The organism is Neoalteromonas flava, assembly GCF_002807685.1.
In the GTDB taxonomy this organism is placed as follows: domain Bacteria; phylum Pseudomonadota; class Gammaproteobacteria; order Enterobacterales; family Alteromonadaceae; genus Alteromonas_E; species Alteromonas_E flava.
The window spans coordinates 17,746-34,983 of the sequence record NZ_PEAX01000006.1; the positions used below are offsets into that span (position 1 = coordinate 17,746).

The following is a 17,238-nucleotide window of genomic DNA, read 5'->3' on the forward strand; positions in this document are numbered from 1 at the left end:
CAGGAACTAGAAAATTCAATGGTTGTCGTCGCTAGCGATTCTCGTTATTATCTTGAATTATCGCTATTTTCATCGCTTTATCCTAGCTCCAGCATAAACGTAAATTAAGGTAGAATTACGGATTGAAGAAGATACCAGCGCCACTTGACCCCAAAGAAATGAGTGCGTTGATCATTGATGGCCAGAGTCTGGTGCAAGACAACATCAAGAACGCATTCAAGGAAGTTGGGATTACCAATGTAAAAAGTGCTCAGAACGCTTTTTATGCGCTGCGTTTATGCGAAGACCATCAATTTCATATCATAATGATTTCCTTCGATGTCAATGCTGACAAAGATGGGTTTCACCTTTACGAAGAATTAAAAATCAAAGGGCATATCAACAAAGAAACAACCGTTGTTTTCTTGAGCGCAGAAACCAGCAAAGAGTTGGTTAATTGCATCATTGAGTTGCAGCCTGATGATTTTTGGGTAAAACCACTTGACCGGGCGAAGGTTGAAAAGCGACTCAATTATCTATTGATGATCCGTCGCAAACTACACAAACTCCTATTTTGCCTCGACCATCAAGATTTTTCCGCTGCAATCTATCATGCCGAACGGCAATTGTTGGATCCCAGTTTAAAAGAGCTTTATCCACGGATTAAACGCATTATCGGGGATTGCTTCTTAGGGTTGCATGAATTTTCTGAAGCTGAGCGTCACTTCAATGAATTGTTGCAAGAGTACAAGTATGGCTGGGTCTCTATAGGACTCGCCCGTGCCCTGCTTAAACAGGACAAGAAAGAAGAAGCGGATATCCTGATCGAAGAGATGCTCGAGCGCGAGGATACACGTTTTAACACATACGATTTACTGGCCCAATATCACATTGAACATGAGCAATATGCGGAAGCATATGAGCAAATGAAAGAAGCGAGCCGTCTAGCGCCACGGAACATCAACCGCAATAAAAAGTTATGGGATCTAGCGCGCTTGAATCATGACAAAATGGGGCAATATCAAGCAACGCAAAACATGGCAAAATATGCCAAAAATTCAATTCATGATTCCCCTGAATTAATGCTCAATGTTGTGCGTGCAGGTATTGATTTAGCGACCAGTTTAAGTAAAGAAGAAGCGATTCCATTCTTACAGCGTGCCGATCGCGATATTGAGCGGCTAAAGCAAACGCGTGGCAGTATGGCGGTGGATAATGAACAAATCGCAGTCCTGCAGGCTCGCCTATTATGCGTTAGAGATGATAAAAAAGGCGCAGAAAAAATCATGGATGAGCAGGTTTCGATTAATGACCGTGCTTCGCTAGAAGATAATCTCGATAAAATGAAAGCATTTCATGAACTTGGGCACAAAGAGAAGTCACTATCAATTCTCGATCGACTTGGAAAGCAGATTGCTGGCGACACATTCTCCAGCAACGTAGTCAATGAATATCTCAAACAAGAATCCATAGAACGCCGCGAAATCAGTTTTACTGCCAAAGAATTAAAAGAAATGGCTGCCGTAAACTACAAAGAAAACCGCATGGGACCAGCGTACCAAAACTTAAAACAAGCGCTAAAACTCTCCCCACAAAACAAACAAGTCGCGATGAGTTTATTAAAGGTGTTGGTCAATATTTCCAAAACAGAACGCTTATCACCAGAACATTTACAAGAAGCCATGAAAGCGAATGCTCTATTAGAAAGTGCGGAGTTAGGTGCTGCGCAAGCAACGAAACACCAAAGCTATATCGAGCAACTTGGCCTCAACGCAGAAGACTAACTTGGATTTAGTTTGAGCACCAATCATACACCTACCCTGCTCTTTCATGATTATGAAACCTGGGGTGCTGATCCAAAAAGAGATTGGCCGAGTCAGTTTGCCGCCATTCGAACCGATCTTGAACTCAAACCAAACGCCAAACCACTGAACTGGTTTTGTCAAATCCCCAATGATTATTTACCGCACCCACAAGCCTGTTTGATCACTGGGATTACGCCCCAACAAAGCCTACGTGATGGTCATCGTGAAGCTGAGTTTATACGTCTGGTGCATGCCGAGCTGAGTAAACCAAACACTTGTGTAGTCGGATACAATAGTCTGCGATTTGACGATGAAGTCTCGCGCTTTTCACTGTTTCGAAACTTTTACGACCCCTACGCTCGCGAATGGCAAAATGGCAATAGTCGTTGGGATTTGATTGACTTAGTCCGTGCATGTTATGCACTTCGTCCGGAAGGTATTGAATGGCCCAAGAAAGCCGATGGCAGCCCGTCGTTTAAATTAGAAGACCTAGCTAAAGCAAATCAGCTCGAGCATACCAGCGCCCATGACGCATTATCGGACGTTAATGCAACCATCGGATTAGCGCGACTCATAAAACAACAACAACCCAAGTTATATGACTATGGATTCAGCTTACGAAATAAAAATACCGTTCTAGCTCGCCTGAATGTTCATGCCCAGCAACCCCTTATTCATATCAGCTCGCGATTTAAAGCAAAGCATGGGTGCTGTGCTATCGTGGTTCCGATAGCCTTGCATCCAACTAATAAAAATGCGGTTATCTGCATTAACTTGTGCGAGCCAATAGACAACCTATTTTCACTTTCGAGTACAGAAATCAGAGAATTACTCTATACCAAAGGCGACGAACTAGAGCATGACCAAACTCGGCCAGCCTTAAAGACCATTGCGATTAATCGATGTCCTTTTGTCGCGCCGCTGTCGACCTTAACCGAAACGCGGGCGGAAAGTTTAGAGATTGACATTCCCTTGGCAAAACAACGCTTACAGCAAATTTTGGCGCAACCTGAATTGGTGCAAAAGCTACTCGATGTGTTTGATGTCGAAATGTCAGCTGAAACAATTGACCCAGACTGTAGCTTGTACCAAGAAAGTTTCTTAACCAATACTCAGAAGCAATGGTGCCAACAGATCATTACTACGCCACCAGAAGGACTGGCGCTGCTCGCCGAACAAGCACCGAATCGAGAGTTTCGAACTCGCTTGTTCCGTTATCGCGCACGCAATTATCCAACTTCACTTTCGGTGGAGGAAATGAATCAGTGGCAATCACACCGGCAAGCACGACTTGTCCTCGGTGAACATCCGGGATGGTTAAGTATTGAGTCCTTTATGCAGGAATTAGAACAACTCGCGCATGAATATGAAAATGATCGCAACAAGATGGCCATATTACGCGCGCTGGCAGACTATGCGCAAAATCTTTAACAGTTGACTATGCTATGGTAAAGGTTTAATGATTGTTAGCCGATAAGAAAACGACGTAAATTCAATGGTTGGTGCAAATGAAAGGTGTTTCACTTAATTACAACGAGCAAGCCAATGCAGTCGAGCTAACCCTCAATCCTGCAGAGTTTGAAAAAGAGCTAGAATCCAAAGCCCTATTAGCCTTTGTTAACAATAGTGAGCTATCAAAACTGTACCTTTCTGAAGCAGAGATTAAAACCACTTGCGACAAGGCAAACCATTTGTTCAAGTCCAAGGATTTCAACAAAGTAACCGCTAAAATTGGTGAAAAGCGACATGCTGAAATTGACTTTCGCATTCCAGAAGATGCGATGACAGCAACGCTAGTGATCACGGCTCCCTATGGCGGTCAAATTCCAAGCTTACAGCAAATCGTTAAGATGGCCAAAAACCAAGGGATCACCCGCGGGTTAGGGTTAAAACGCATCAGACTTGCTCTTGGTAAAGCCAAAGAAGCCAAAGCCGGCCAAGTGGTTGAAGAAATCATTGCGAAAGGCTTACCGGCGCGCGACGGCCGCTCTTCGCACGTCAAACCGCTTGTACCAAACGCCCTTGAACGCGTGCTTCGACCACAAACATCGTCAGCCTCGCGTGTAGACATGCGTAATTTAGGCGAAGTTATTTGCGTCAAAGCTGGTACCGAGGTACTGCGTCGTATGGCTCCATCGAAAGGTCGTTCTGGCTTTAATATTAAAGGCAACAAGTTAGAGGCTAAGACTGGCGAATGGCAAAGCATTAAACTGGGTGACGGCACTGCCATTAGTGATCATGATGAAAACTTAGTTGTCGCCACAATTTCTGGCATGCCCAAATTTCAAGACTTCATTATGACGGTTGACGACACCTTTATCTGTCAGGGCGTCAACGTGGGCACGGGGAATATTAATTACGATGGTGCCGTATTAGTTAATGGTGATGTCACCGAAAAAATGGTGATTGTTGCTACTGGCGATATTACCGTCAATGGGTTCGTTGAATCTGCATCAATCCATGCCGGTGGTGACATAGTTATAACTGAAGGTGCTATGGGCAAAGCCAGTGACGACCACAGTGATTTCAGCTGCGAACTAAAGGCAAGTGGTAGTATCCACGTGCAACATGGTCAAGGTTTAGATATCAAGTGTGGTGGAAACATCACGGTAGGACGCCAAGTAGCCTACAGCCGCTTAGAATGCAAAGGCGATATCATCGTCGGCCAAATTGATAATCCGAATGGTAACCTGTTTGCTTGCAACGTGGTCGGTCAGAAAGCGGTAATGGCTGGCACCTTAGGAGCTGTCTCCGGGAGTAATCTCGCGATCGATTTTAGCAAAGGTTTCAATCAACTGATGGAGCGCAAAGATTTACTCGATGAAATCCTCAAACAGCTACGTCAAAATAATTCCAAGCACAAAGACAAAATTGAGCTTATCAAAACAAAATTGATCCCAAAAAGCCTGCGCAAGAAAGTTGATGAGGCGATCGAAATGTTTGAAAACGAAGCGCAGTTGTTAAACTGGTTGGAAGTAAAAAACCTGGAAATGAAACAAGCAAAAGATGATTACACCAATGGCATCATGCTAAAAGCCTTCAAACGTGTTTATGCTGGGGTATCCGTTAAACTAAACAACCGTGTTTGGCGCTCAGAGCGCGAGTATGCTCGTTCTGTCGTTAGGTATGATGACCATCAGTGGCATTATGATCCGATGGTATAATTAGTAGCCATTTTTAATAATGTAATATTGACCATCATAGGTCAGAGATACATGCATCTGTGCGATTTCAGCTACCGTTTTGCGCCCAATCTTGCGTTCATTAGAGAGGCAATCCTCTGGGCTGAAACTCATGCCCGTGGCAAAACTTGAGTCAAAGTAAACGCGCTGCGAAAAAGTCCAGCAGTCGTCTTGTTGTGTTAATAACTTGGACATCGGAAAGTCACCGTTCGTGCGACCAATGGTCGGCAAAGCTTCGCGTTGGCAAGCGAGCAACAAAAACAACGACAGTCCAAGCAAAATATGTCTGTGTTGTTTATAAACCATCTCGATATCCAATAATTTGATTACGCCCATTACGCTTTGCGCTGAACATACAACGATCAGCATTATCGAACCACGTGGAAAAGTCTTCCCCTTCATTTAGTTGGGCTACGCCAAAACTGCAGGTTAATGGTATTTGTATCGAAGCCAGCGGGGCTTTTCGTAGTGCATCAGTAATTCGTTGAGCCAACACCTTCGCTGCCTCTTCATCACTGTTAATGCACATAATCAAAAATTCTTCTCCTCCCCAGCGGGCAATTAAGTCAACTTCACGCAGGCAGCGCTGTGCTAACTGTGCTAGTTCTACTAGAACGCGGTCACCCACACCATGCCCATAACGGTCGTTAATGGTTTTAAAGTGATCCACATCCATCACGATTATACTGACCGGCTGTTTAAATCGCTCGAAGGTATTAATTGCCTCTTCAGCCCGTTGCAACATGAAATTGCGGTTGTATAACGTGGTCAACGGATCATGAATTGAAAGAAACTCCAAGCTTTTGTTTTTCTCTAATAACGCTTTCTGCAAGCACTCAAGCTCTTGGTTTTTCATTGCCAATGTCTGAGTATACTGGTGAACAACGCGGTAACGCCAAACCATACCGACAATGACCATCATTAATACGGCCAGCGGCCAAGCATAAAAATAGTAGTCTGTATGCTCAATGTACTTAACGTTGTTCCATTGCCGATAAATGTTCACATGAGCCGATTCGGGAATTGCTGCAATAGCCGCATCGATTTCCGCAACAATTTGCTCTGCGGAAATCGTGGTTGCTCCAATAGTTAGCGCTAAGTTTCGCGCTACACCCACGCGGAGCTGATCATGGGGCTGTGCCAAACCAACAACTTGAATGTTGTTTAGTCCGTTATTTTGGATCAAAGCATTCACCGCCAGCAACGAACCCACCGCTAAACTGATTGTATCATCGGCTAAAGCTTGCAATACCTCAGCTTCATTGTTGAATCGGCGTTGCTCAATATGGGGGTAATAGCGACTCAAATATTCACTTTGACGATACCCCTCAACGACACCAACCAATTGGTCAGTTATCGCTTCGTAGCCTTGCACTACTGTTGATCCAACCGGTGCCACCAATACGTTGGACGCAGTAAAGTAGGTTTCAGAAAATAGCAGCAGGCGCTCCCTGCCCTGCGTTCGATTTAGCATGGGTAGGAGATCGCATTTTCCTTCTTCAATATAGCTTAAGCTTTGAGTCCAACTATCTGTAGCGACTAAATCAAATTGAAATGAAGAGTATTCTTCTAACAAACGCAAATAATCCGCTGAAATCCCAATATGCACATTATTGCGAATGGCTTCATACGGCATCCAATTTGGATCCACACAATATCGTAACGTAGTAGACTGTGAACCACTCGTGGCAAATGCGGGGCTGAGAAGCGATAGCCATAAGGCGGTTACAATCGCTACAATTAAATTTTCTTTCATTAACTCTAATTAGGTAACTTGATGTTTGGTTTGAAAATTCTCGTCCAAATATCGCTGTTCTCGCATAATATCGCGTAATACGAAAAGTGCTAGCGCTATATCTTCAAAGCGCAAGAATAAAGGCGAAAACCCTACCCTTAATATATTCGGGGCTCGAAAATCTGCGATTACCCCAGCACCTATCCACGCCTGGCAGATTGCGTATGCGTCAGCGTGCATGAGGGCAACCTGCGCCCCACTGTGCTGAACTTCCTGGTTTGCATGGATCTCAAACCATTGCGCAATATCCAACGCTTCTAGCAAGCGCAGAAATAAATCGCGCAGCGCTAGGGCCTTAGATTCAACCTGTCGCATGTCGAGGCCGCGGAACACATCAAGCGCGGCATCTAAAACACTCATTGAAAGAATTTGTGGGGTACCCACTAAATTTTGCTTAATCGAGCTGTCGGGTACATAGTCTGGATCAAATGTAAAGGGAGTCGCATGCCCCATCCAACCTTGCAGCGGTTGTTTAAAGCGGTCTTGGTGGCGTTTTGCCACATACATGAACGCAGGTGCTCCAGGCCCCCCATTGAGATATTTGTATCCACATCCAACAGCAAAGTCGACATCCCAGGCATCGAGCTCTAACGCTAAAACCCCTGCGCTGTGCGCCAAATCCCAAATTACAATAACTCCTTGCTCATGCGCACGTTGGGTGATTGTCTGAATGTCTAAGCGATTTCCACTGCGATAGTTAACTTGAGTGAGCAGCATTACAGCCACCGATCCATCAATACTTTGCAGAATGTCCTGTTCGTCGACACTCTTGATAGACAAACCTTTTTCCGCGGCAAATTGCGTAATCCCCTGCAGCATATAACGATCGGTAGGAAAGTTATCCGCAGTGGTGATGATTTGTTTACGGTCTGGCTGCATTGAAATTGCACCGCACACCAACTTAAACAAATTTACCGATATCGAGTCACAACAAATCACCTGTCCCGGCGCAGCCCCCAGCAGCGGTGCGATTTTATTGCCCACACTAAGCGGAAGGTCGATCCATTGATGCTTATTCCAGCTGGTGATCAAATCCTTGCCCCATTGCTGTGCAATCACCTCTTGAGCACGCACTTGCGCCGTTTGGGTTAACGGCCCTAGAGAATTACCATCAAGGTATACAGTCTCTGTAGGCAACAAAAACTGTTTCCGCAAATAAGCTAGCTGATCCTGTGCATCATGCTCTCTAGCAGTCTGCAAGCACGCTGCATCATTCATACAAACGACCCAGAGTATTACTTAGATGTTGGTAGGCCTCACTGCCTGGGTGTATCCAATCAAAGTGGCCAATGTTTTCACCGTGGAAACGTTTTGATTGAGGATGACGATTCTGTGCTTCTGGTACGATGCTGTCGGCCTTACCCGTTAATAGATAAAGTGGCGGAATGATATTTTTATCGCGCGTATCAGCCAGTGCATAGGCACTCGATTGGTCTGCTGCACTTCCCCCCATAAACGCGACGGCGGCTTTGCTGCATCCCGACTCCAGTTGACTATAACTGGTAATATCGGTAATTGCTGCCAAACCAATAACGGCTTCAAGCCGCAAAGTTGCATCAGTCGCAGCCAGTAAGGCCAAATGCCCGCCTGCAGAATGACCAATCAAAGTTAGCGCTTTACGCGGATAAGTGTCGCGAATTTTTTTTATTGCATTGCGCACATCGTTTAAACTTCCAGGCCAACCACCACCAGGCTGCCCAGTACGGCGATATTCTATCGCAAACACGTTTAAACCATCGTCACTGAGTTGTGTCGCTAAGGGGCGAATATGATCAATCCCATATTCCTGCATCCAACAGCCACCATGCACCAAAATAACGCCTGCTCCCATGGCGTTAACAGTTGGACGCTGTTTGGCTGCCCAAACTTCGATAAACTGATTCTCATCCTCACCGTAAGTTAGTGTAGTTGTCGCTGCTCGACTCGCAAGTGCAGTGACTTGCTGAAATGAAACACCATGTAAATACTGTGAGCTTGACTCGCTCGCTAGTGCACAATGTGTTGATAGTAAAAATGCAGAGGCAAGAATGGTCTTAACCGCTTGGTTTATCATTATTCGTGTGCGTAACATGAACAAATTCCCTGAAAAATAAAAAAGAGCACCAAAGGTGCCCTTTTTTACAGATATCTAACCCAATTATCAACACAGTTCCACAGCTAATGCTGTGGCTTCACCGCCACCAATACACAAGGCTGCCACACCGCGCTGTTTTCCTTGCTGCTTTAGGGCGTGTAATAGAGTCACTATAATCCGAGCTCCAGAAGCACCAATAGGGTGTCCTAAAGCACACGCACCGCCCTTGATATTAACTTTGCTTGCATCTAAACTCAGTTTGCTGATCGCTAGCATCGTCACCATCGCAAAGGCCTCATTAATTTCAAACAAATCGACATCGTCTTTTTGCCAACCGGATTTCGCCAATACTTTTTCTATAGCTCCTACTGGGGCAACGGTGAAATCTTCTGGCTTAATGGCGTTGGTTGCATGGGCGACAATTTTTGCCAGTGGTTGCAGTCCAAGGGAGTGGGCCTTAGTTTCAGACATTACCAATAAAGCTGCTGCACCATCAGAAATCGAGCTAGAGTTCGCTGCGGTAACCGTACCATCTTTCTTAAAGGCCGGTCGTAACGATGGGATTTTGTCCGGACGCGCGGCACCAGGGCCTTCGTCAGTATCAATCGTAATATCACCTTTACGCGTCGTGATGGTGACAGGCACAATTTCATCAGTAAAAGTACCAGCTTCTATCGCTTGAGTAGCCTTAGTCAATGAGCTAAGAGCAAATTCGTCCATCTGCTCACGGGTAATACCTTCAGCATCAGCAGTACCCTGAGCAAAACATCCCATCGCCTGACCATCATAAGCATTTTCTAGACCATCCAACATCATATGATCAAGTACCTGCCCATGCCCCATGCGCATGCCAGCTCGGGCTTTAGGTAAAAGATACGGTGCATTGCTCATGCTTTCCATACCGCCAGCGACAACAACAGCAGCCGATCCTGCCTTGATCAAGTCATGGGCTAGCATGACTGCCTTCATCCCCGAACCACACACTTTATTAATGGTAGTTACTCCTGCTGCTAGTGGCAGGTTGGCGCCTAACGACGCCTGCCGGGCTGGTGACTGCCCTAACCCAGCGGGTAATACACAGCCCATGATCACCTCGTCGACCTCATTGCTATCAATGGGGGCAACTGCTGCCGCAATGGCATGACTGCCTAGTTGGGTTGCAGGCACTGCCGACAACGCGCCCATAAATCCGCCCATCGCCGTTCTTTTGGCGGATACGATAACAACAGAATCTTGGCTCATGTGAATTTCCTCTTGAAAAATAGGTATTAACGCTAGCACTCGTACAGCAAATTTGACAGCCGACTTTGGTTCTATTGCCCTCATCTGAGAGGATCAAGTTGACGAAGCCTGCCAGCTACTTTACCTTTACGTTAATTAAGGTTTACGTAAACGTAAACTTAGCGTTTAACAGCTGTTAGGACAAGTTAAAAAAAGCAACATTCGGTAGATTGCTACCGAGGCAGCGTAAACTTTTACTAACAACCGGGAATCCATTCGATATGACTGAAAGAACCTACACTATTGGCGAGCTCGCGAAATTGTTTGATATTACTCCTCGCTCAATCCGCTTTTATGAAGAGCAGTCTTTACTTGAGCCTGAACGTGTAGGACAGTCAAGGGTATATCGTACCAAGGATAAAGTACGTTTAAAGTTGATATTACGAGGGAAGCGCCTAGGCTTTTCTCTAGCCGAAGTCAAAAATCTCTTTGAACTCTATGACTCCAACCCAAATTCAGCCGCACAGCTAACGGCGATGTTAAAAATGACCGAACAAAAGCGCGCAACCCTGCGTCAACAGCTCGACGACATTCAAATGTTGATGAATGAGCTGGATGAAGTAGAAAGTCGTTGCCGCGATGAATTAACCGAATTAGAACGAGGAAAAATCGCATGAATACGCCCTACCCAACATTAAACTTTGGTCTCGGTGAAGATATCGACATGCTACGTGAGCATGTCTATCAATTTGCCCAAGGTGAAATTGCTCCGTTAGCTGAAAAGTCAGACGAAGCTAATGCATTTCCCAATGAATTGTGGCCCAAATTAGGTGAGATGGGCTTATTGGGTATTACGGTTTCTGAACAATATGGTGGCTCGGATATGGGCTATCTTGCTCACACCATCGCAATGGAAGAAGTTAGTCGTGCATCAGCCGGCATTGGCTTGAGTTATGGCGCTCACTCAAACTTGTGCGTGAATCAAATTTATAAAAACGGCAATGAAGAGCAGCGCGCTAAGTACCTACCAAAATTAGTTTCTGGTGAGCACATTGGCGCACTTGCAATGAGTGAACCCAATGCGGGTTCTGACGTTGTGAGCATGAAATTGCGCGCTGAGAAAAAAGGTGATCGTTACATCCTCAATGGTAATAAAATGTGGATCACTAACGGTCCTGACGCAAGCACCTACGTGATCTATGCCAAGACTGATGTAAATGCTGGTCCGCGTGGAATTACCGCGTTTATCGTAGAGCGCGATATGCCTGGATTTAGCCAAGCACAGAAGCTCGACAAACTCGGTATGCGCTCCTCCAATACCTGCGAACTGGTATTTGAAGACTGTGAGGTGCCCGCAGAGAATATCCTTGGCGAGGAAGGTGGCGGCGTACGCGTGCTAATGAGTGGTTTAGATTATGAACGCTTAGTTCTATCAGGTGGCCCGTTGGGCATTATGCAAGCTTGTATGGATATCGTCGTACCTTACATTCATGACCGTAAACAGTTTGGGCAGTCCATTGGTGAGTTTCAGTTGGTGCAAGGCAAAGTTGCTGATATGTACACGCAAATGAACGCTGCTCGCGCCTATGTGTATGCGGTAGCTCGCTCATGCGATCGCGGTGAAACAACACGCAAAGACGCGGCAGGTGCGATTCTTTACTCCGCCGAATTAGCAACCAAAATGGCGCTGGATGCAATCCAATTGCTGGGTGGTAACGGCTATATCAATGAGTACCCAACTGGACGCTTGTTACGCGATGCTAAGCTGTATGAAATCGGCGCGGGTACGTCAGAGATCCGTCGTATGTTGATAGGCCGTGAACTGTTTAAAGAATCAGCCTAAGGAGAAACCGCGTGCCTCGCATCATTAGTCAAATCAATGTGAATAGTCAGGGTTTTGCTGACAACCAAGCGCATATGCAACACCAAGTTGATGACTTGCGCGCGAAAGTCGAACAGATCAAGCAAGGGGGTGGTGAAAAAGCCAACCAGCGTCATCTTTCGCGCGGTAAATTATTACCCCGTGAGCGCATTAATGTGTTGCTTGATCCGGGATCTCCTTTCCTCGAAATCGGGCAACTCGCCGCATGGGATGTGTACGAAGACTACGTACCCAGTGCTGGAGTTATCGCAGGAATCGGCCTTATAAACGGTATTGAGTGCATGGTCGTGGCCAATGATGCGACGGTTAAAGGTGGTACCTATTATCCGTTAACGGTCAAAAAACACCTACGCGCGCAGACCATCGCTGAACAAAATCACCTACCCTGTGTTTATCTGGTAGACTCTGGAGGCGCAAACCTACCCAGACAAGACGATGTGTTTCCCGATCGTGAGCACTTTGGTCGAATATTTTATAACCAGGCAAATTTGTCAGCGCAAAACATTCCTCAAATTGCGGTCGTTATGGGCTCGTGTACCGCCGGCGGAGCGTATGTTCCGGCGATGGCAGACGAATCAATTATCGTTAAAAACCAAGGCACCATTTTCCTCGGCGGCCCACCATTAGTTAAAGCCGCAACTGGCGAAGTCGTCAGTGCTGAAGAACTCGGTGGTGGCGATGTGCATTGCCGCACATCAGGCGTGGTTGACCATTTAGCCAACAATGACCATCACGCGCTTTCGCTTGCTCGTAACGCAATCGCACGCTTGAATCGCAAGAAGCAGGTCGATATCGATATTCAACCAGCCCGCGAACCAGCCTATGCGCCGGAAGAGATTTACGGCGTTGTTCCCAAGGATACCCGCCAACCTTACGATGTACGTGAAATCATCGCACGGATTGTCGACGCTTCAGAATTTGATGAGTTTAAATCCTTGTACGGTACCACTTTGGTTTGCGGTTTCGCGCGGATCTATGGGTTTCCCGTTGGCATTGTCGCGAACAATGGCATTTTGTTTTCGGAGTCTGCGCAAAAAGGTGCACACTTCATTGAGCTCTGCGCACAGCGTAAGATCCCCTTAGTGTTCTTACAAAATATCACCGGTTTTATGGTTGGCAAACAATACGAAGCCGGTGGCATAGCCAAGCATGGTGCCAAGATGGTTACCGCTGTTGCGTGTGCAAAAGTTCCCAAGCTAACCGTTTTGATCGGCGGCAGTTTTGGTGCCGGTAATTATGGCATGTGTGGTCGCGCCTACGACCCGCGTTTCCTGTTTATGTGGCCAAACGCACGTATCTCAGTCATGGGAGGGGAGCAAGCGGCCGGTGTTCTCGCACAGGTCAAACGCGACCAAAAAGAACGCAGCGGCGAAGCTTGGACAAGCGATGAAGAAAACGCTTTCAAACAACCCATTATCGATACCTACGAGCAACAAGGTCACCCCTACTATGCGTCAGCGCGTTTATGGGATGATGGTGTAATTGACCCTGCCGATACCCGACGCGTGTTGGGATTATCTTTGTCTGCTGCGTTAAACAAACCAATTGAGGATACGCAGTTTGGCGTATTCCGTATGTAGGATGGGCGTTAAAATGAATGAACTGCAATATGTCAGCTACGTCAAAGATGATCGCGGCGTAGTGACGGTAACATTAGACCGCGCCGAAAAACATAACGCATTCGACGACAGCATGATTGCTGAATTGCATCAGTGTTTTGAGACCGTTTCTCAAGACGTTTCCGCTCGTGTATTAGTGTTGGCTGCCGAAGGCAAAAGCTTTTGTGCCGGAGCTGATTTAGCTTGGATGCAGCGCATGGCGAGCTACACCTATGAACAAAACAAGCAAGATGCACAAGCGCTCGCCGCGATGTTTGACGCTCTTTACCGTGTGCCGGTACCAACTATTGCACGCGTTCAGGGAGCGGCCTTTGGCGGTGCAGTTGGGCTTATTGCCTGCTGCGATATCGCCATTGCCAATAAATTAAGTAAGTTTTGTCTCAGTGAAGTCAAAATCGGGCTTATCCCTGCAACTATTTCGCCCTACGTAATAGAAGCAATGGGTGCTCGTGTTGCGAAGCGGTATTTTATGACAGCCGAAGTATTTTCTTCCCGACGTGCGCGGCGCTTGGGTCTGATTAGCGAAGCCGTCAATGATGAGTCTTTAGACAGCACTGTAGCCGAGATTGTTGCGCATATTTTGAATAACGGACCAGCCGCGGTTACTGCTGCAAAAGCGCTAGCGGCTCAAGTCGCAAATCAACCCATTGACGCTAATCTTATGGATGCCACTAGCACATTGATTGCGCAAATTCGTGTTTCTGAAGAAGGGCAAGAAGGCCTTAACGCTTTCTTACAAAAGCGCCAACCCGCATGGCGTAAGGACAACCCATGATAACCAAATTATTAATCGCTAATCGCGGCGAAATTACTTGCCGTATTATTCGTACGGCGCAACGACTCGGCATCGCTACCGTTGCAGTTTATTCTGATGCCGACGCCCAAGCATTGCACGTTCAGCTTGCTGATGAAGCCATTCATATCGGTGGCTCTGCATCAAAAGACAGCTACTTGCGCAGTGAGCGGATCATCGCTGCGGCCAAACAAACGGGTGCCGATGCGATACATCCCGGTTATGGCTTTTTGTCGGAGAATGCAGCGTTTGCAAAGCTTTGCGATGACAACAATATAATCTTCGTCGGTCCACCAATAGCTGCAATTGAAGCGATGGGGTCCAAATCTGCGGCGAAAACCATTATGGAAACCGCTAACGTCCCACTGGTACCTGGTTATCACGGGACCGATCAAAGCACCACGATGCTGCGCAATGCTGCTGACGATATTGGCTATCCAGTTTTATTAAAAGCCGCAGCAGGCGGTGGTGGTAAGGGCATGCGTCAAGTCCATAGTGCGGCAGAATTTGATGAAGGACTAGCGGCAGCCAAACGTGAGGCTATGGCAAGTTTCAACGATGACATCATGTTAGTTGAAAAATACTTAACTCAGCCACGCCATGTAGAAATTCAGGTTTTTTGTGATCAGCATGGGAACGGCGTGTATTTATTCGAGCGGGATTGCTCAGTGCAGCGTCGCCATCAAAAAGTCATCGAAGAAGCCCCTGCCCCTGGAATGGATGACGCATTACGCACCGAGATGGGCGAAGCAGCACTTAAAGCCGCTAAGGCCATCAACTATGTGGGTGCGGGTACGGTAGAATTTTTGTTGGATTTCGATGGTAGTTTCTATTTCATGGAAATGAATACCCGCCTGCAAGTCGAGCATCCAGTGACGGAAATGATCACTGGCCAAGACTTGGTAGAATGGCAATTGCGGGTCGCCAGTGGCGAATCGCTGCCGCTTACGCAAGAACAGCTTGCCATTAAAGGGCATGCATTTGAAGCTCGCATTTACGCTGAAGATCCCAACAACGAGTTTTTGCCTGCTACCGGTGTGCTAGCAACATTGCGACCACCGCAAGAAAATGCATTTGTGCGGGTTGATACCGGCGTAGTTGAAGGCGACACAGTGTCGGTATTTTATGATCCCATGATTGCTAAGCTCATCGTGTGGGATGAAGATCGTGACAAAGCACTCAACAGACTTGCATTGGCTCTGCGTGAATACCATGTTCACGGCGTAACCACGAATATTGAGTTTCTCTATAATATCGCAGCGTCAGCACCGTTTAAGAATGCAGAACTAACAACCGGCTTCATAGATGCTCATTATGACATGCTGTTCTCTGCCAGTTTAAGCGCTGGCAAAGAATTGGTTGTATATGCCGCATTAAGCACTCTGTTAATGCAAGTTAACCAGCAACGTGAGCGAAGCCAATTTGTATCGGCTGCGCACATGTTAGATGGTTGGCGGGCTAATGAATTGCATCAACAAATCGTGCAGCTGCAGCTAAATGATGACAGCCATGTAGAAGTAACAGCGAGCTTCATTCCTGGGCGGACGTTACCTACCTGGAAGATAGAGGTCGATGGTCAAACTCATACCTGCTGCGGTCAACTTTCCAACGGAATTTTAGATGCCAACATCGATGGTCATCGGCAACAATTGACACTGGCGCATCAAGACAATAATTATCGCTTATTCACCGACCGCCATTCCATGCAGTTTAGCCAAGTATTGCCTGATCTTGGCCTTGAAGATGCGCAAGATACTCACGGTGGATTAACAGCCCCGATGAACGGAACTATCGTCGCGCTGCTCGTTGAGCCTGGTCAAAAGGTCGAAAAAGGCGCGTCGTTAATGATCATGGAAGCGATGAAGATGGAACACGCGATAAAAGCGCCAAGCACAGGCCAAGTAAAAGAGTTTTTCTTCGCCGCTGGCGCGCTAGTAGATGGTGGCGCGGCACTGTTGGAGTTTGAACCTGATGATAAGTGAACACAGCTACCCGGCTGAGGTCAGTATTGTTGAAGTTGGTCCGCGGGATGGATTACAAAATGAACAAGCCCTTATTCCACTAACAGATAAGTTAGCCTTGGTTGAGGGCCTTGCAAACGCCGGCCTTAAGCGTATCGAAACCGGCAGTTTTGTATCCCCAAAGTGGGTGCCCCAAATGGCCGACAGTCATGCTGTATTTGCTCAAATTCAGCGCAAGCCAGGTGTCATATATTCAGCGTTGACGCCAAACCTAAAAGGATTTGAAGCGGCGCTCGAATGTGGTGTCGACGAAGTTGCGATCTTCGGCGCAGCCTCTGAATCTTTCTCACAGAAAAACATTAATTGCTCGATCGCCGAGAGCCTTGAACGCTTTGCTGCGGTCATGGACGCAGCCAAGCAACATAATGTTCCTGTTCGTGGTTATGTGTCTTGCGTATTGGGCTGCCCTTATGAGGGGGATATTTCCGCCCAGGCGGTAGCCGATGTTAGCCAAAAGCTGCATGCCATGGGATGCTATGAGATTTCGTTGGGCGATACCATTGGCGTTGGCACTCCGATTAAAACTCGGCGTATGCTAGACGCGGTCATAGATGTCGTTCCGCCGCAAGCATTGGCTGTACATTTTCACGATACTTATGGACAAGCGTTGGCAAACCTACTTGTGGCTTTGCAAATGGGGGTTACTACCATTGATGCGGCAGTTGCTGGACTTGGTGGCTGCCCTTACGCAAAAGGTGCCAGTGGGAACGTTGCGAGCGAAGACGTAGTCTATATGCTACAAGGCATGGGGATTAATTGTGGAGTTGATCTGGCCACACTCGTACAGGTCGGAGACCAGATCACAAACGCCCTTGGCAAAAATAATCAGTCTAAAGTCGCAAACGCACTACTCGCAAAGTAGTGCGT

The 17,238-nt window shown here is 46.8% G+C and carries 14 protein-coding genes; 9 read left to right on the forward strand and 5 right to left on the reverse strand.

Annotated features, from left to right (window positions below):
* Positions 1 to 158 precede the first annotated feature (158 nt).
* The 3 genes from CSH92_RS13875 to CSH92_RS13885 all read left to right on the forward strand — a co-directional run bounded on the left by CSH92_RS13875 (position 159) and on the right by CSH92_RS13885 (position 4,948).
* The gene (locus CSH92_RS13875) at positions 159 to 1,763 is read left to right on the forward strand and encodes a response regulator (protein WP_100658454.1); all 1,605 of its coding nucleotides are present in this window, start codon (positions 159 to 161) and stop codon (positions 1,761 to 1,763) included.
* Positions 1,764 to 1,775: 12 nt separating this feature from the next.
* Positions 1,776 to 3,215 (forward strand): exodeoxyribonuclease I, encoded by a 1,440-nt coding sequence (gene sbcB / locus CSH92_RS13880; protein ID WP_100658252.1) that lies wholly within the window; start codon positions 1,776 to 1,778, stop codon positions 3,213 to 3,215.
* Positions 3,216 to 3,292: 77 nt separating this feature from the next.
* Positions 3,293 to 4,948, forward strand: coding sequence for a DUF342 domain-containing protein (locus CSH92_RS13885; RefSeq protein ID WP_100658253.1), 1,656 nt, complete (start codon positions 3,293 to 3,295; stop codon positions 4,946 to 4,948).
* Here the strand turns inward: CSH92_RS13885 and CSH92_RS13890 are convergent, their stop codons facing one another.
* The 5 genes from CSH92_RS13890 to CSH92_RS13910 all read right to left on the reverse strand — a co-directional run bounded on the left by CSH92_RS13890 (position 4,949) and on the right by CSH92_RS13910 (position 10,077).
* Positions 4,949 to 5,302: a hypothetical protein gene (locus CSH92_RS13890; RefSeq protein WP_100658254.1), complete on the reverse strand. Its 354-nt coding sequence runs from the start codon at positions 5,300 to 5,302 to the stop codon at positions 4,949 to 4,951.
* Positions 5,262 to 6,722 carry a transporter substrate-binding domain-containing diguanylate cyclase gene (locus tag CSH92_RS13895; RefSeq protein ID WP_100658255.1) on the reverse strand — a complete coding sequence of 487 codons (1,461 nt, stop codon included), beginning with the start codon at positions 6,720 to 6,722 and terminating at the stop codon, positions 5,262 to 5,264. Before CSH92_RS13895 ends, CSH92_RS13890 begins: the two co-directional genes overlap by 41 nt.
* Positions 6,723 to 6,731: 9 nt before the next feature.
* A complete protein-coding gene (gene kynU, locus CSH92_RS13900) occupies positions 6,732 to 7,979 on the reverse strand; it encodes a kynureninase (protein WP_100658256.1) in 1,248 nt (415 codons plus the stop codon).
* Positions 7,972 to 8,832, reverse strand: a complete 861-nt coding sequence (locus tag CSH92_RS13905) for an alpha/beta hydrolase family protein (RefSeq protein WP_100658257.1) — start codon at positions 8,830 to 8,832, stop codon at positions 7,972 to 7,974. Before CSH92_RS13905 ends, kynU begins: the two co-directional genes overlap by 8 nt.
* A 69-nt stretch (positions 8,833 to 8,901) precedes the next feature.
* Positions 8,902 to 10,077, reverse strand: a complete 1,176-nt coding sequence (locus CSH92_RS13910) for a thiolase family protein (protein WP_100658258.1) — start codon at positions 10,075 to 10,077, stop codon at positions 8,902 to 8,904.
* A gap of 260 nt (positions 10,078 to 10,337) precedes the next feature.
* Between CSH92_RS13910 and CSH92_RS13915 the strand changes: the two genes are divergently transcribed.
* Genes CSH92_RS13915 through CSH92_RS13940 form a run of 6 tightly spaced genes read left to right on the forward strand, consistent with a single transcriptional unit; the run spans position 10,338 to position 17,233 of the window.
* A complete protein-coding gene (locus CSH92_RS13915) occupies positions 10,338 to 10,733 on the forward strand; it encodes a MerR family transcriptional regulator (RefSeq protein ID WP_100658259.1) in 396 nt (131 codons plus the stop codon).
* Positions 10,730 to 11,899: an isovaleryl-CoA dehydrogenase gene (locus tag CSH92_RS13920; RefSeq protein WP_100658260.1), complete on the forward strand. Its 1,170-nt coding sequence runs from the start codon at positions 10,730 to 10,732 to the stop codon at positions 11,897 to 11,899. The genes CSH92_RS13915 and CSH92_RS13920 overlap by 4 nt, the downstream gene beginning before the upstream one ends.
* An 11-nt stretch (positions 11,900 to 11,910) precedes the next feature.
* Positions 11,911 to 13,518, forward strand: coding sequence for a carboxyl transferase domain-containing protein (locus CSH92_RS13925; RefSeq protein ID WP_100658261.1), 1,608 nt, complete (start codon positions 11,911 to 11,913; stop codon positions 13,516 to 13,518).
* A gap of 13 nt (positions 13,519 to 13,531) precedes the next feature.
* A complete protein-coding gene (locus CSH92_RS13930) occupies positions 13,532 to 14,332 on the forward strand; it encodes an enoyl-CoA hydratase/isomerase family protein (RefSeq protein ID WP_100658455.1) in 801 nt (266 codons plus the stop codon).
* On the forward strand, positions 14,329 to 16,332 hold the full coding sequence (locus CSH92_RS13935; RefSeq protein ID WP_100658262.1) for an acetyl/propionyl/methylcrotonyl-CoA carboxylase subunit alpha: 2,004 nt from the start codon (positions 14,329 to 14,331) through the stop codon (positions 16,330 to 16,332). Before CSH92_RS13930 ends, CSH92_RS13935 begins: the two co-directional genes overlap by 4 nt.
* The gene (locus CSH92_RS13940) at positions 16,322 to 17,233 is read left to right on the forward strand and encodes a hydroxymethylglutaryl-CoA lyase (protein ID WP_100658263.1); all 912 of its coding nucleotides are present in this window, start codon (positions 16,322 to 16,324) and stop codon (positions 17,231 to 17,233) included. Before CSH92_RS13935 ends, CSH92_RS13940 begins: the two co-directional genes overlap by 11 nt.
* Positions 17,234 to 17,238 lie beyond the last annotated feature (5 nt).

Excerpts from the sequence above, each read along its gene's own strand:
- CSH92_RS13915 (WP_100658259.1), top strand. The coding sequence starts at position 10,338 with ATGACTGAAAGAACCTACACTATTGGCGAGCTCGCGAAATTGTTTGAT.
- CSH92_RS13895 (WP_100658255.1), bottom strand. The coding sequence starts at position 6,722 with ATGAAAGAAAATTTAATTGTAGCGATTGTAACCGCCTTATGGCTATCG.
- CSH92_RS13885 (WP_100658253.1), top strand. The coding sequence starts at position 3,293 with ATGAAAGGTGTTTCACTTAATTACAACGAGCAAGCCAATGCAGTCGAG.
- CSH92_RS13905 (WP_100658257.1), bottom strand. The coding sequence starts at position 8,832 with ATGTTACGCACACGAATAATGATAAACCAAGCGGTTAAGACCATTCTT.
- CSH92_RS13875 (WP_100658454.1), top strand. The coding sequence starts at position 159 with ATGAGTGCGTTGATCATTGATGGCCAGAGTCTGGTGCAAGACAACATC.
- CSH92_RS13890 (WP_100658254.1), bottom strand. The coding sequence starts at position 5,302 with ATGGGCGTAATCAAATTATTGGATATCGAGATGGTTTATAAACAACAC.
- CSH92_RS13920 (WP_100658260.1), top strand. The coding sequence starts at position 10,730 with ATGAATACGCCCTACCCAACATTAAACTTTGGTCTCGGTGAAGATATC.
- kynU (WP_100658256.1), bottom strand. The coding sequence starts at position 7,979 with ATGAATGATGCAGCGTGCTTGCAGACTGCTAGAGAGCATGATGCACAG.
- CSH92_RS13935 (WP_100658262.1), top strand. The coding sequence starts at position 14,329 with ATGATAACCAAATTATTAATCGCTAATCGCGGCGAAATTACTTGCCGT.
- CSH92_RS13910 (WP_100658258.1), bottom strand. The coding sequence starts at position 10,077 with ATGAGCCAAGATTCTGTTGTTATCGTATCCGCCAAAAGAACGGCGATG.
- CSH92_RS13940 (WP_100658263.1), top strand. The coding sequence starts at position 16,322 with ATGATAAGTGAACACAGCTACCCGGCTGAGGTCAGTATTGTTGAAGTT.
- CSH92_RS13930 (WP_100658455.1), top strand. The coding sequence starts at position 13,532 with ATGAATGAACTGCAATATGTCAGCTACGTCAAAGATGATCGCGGCGTA.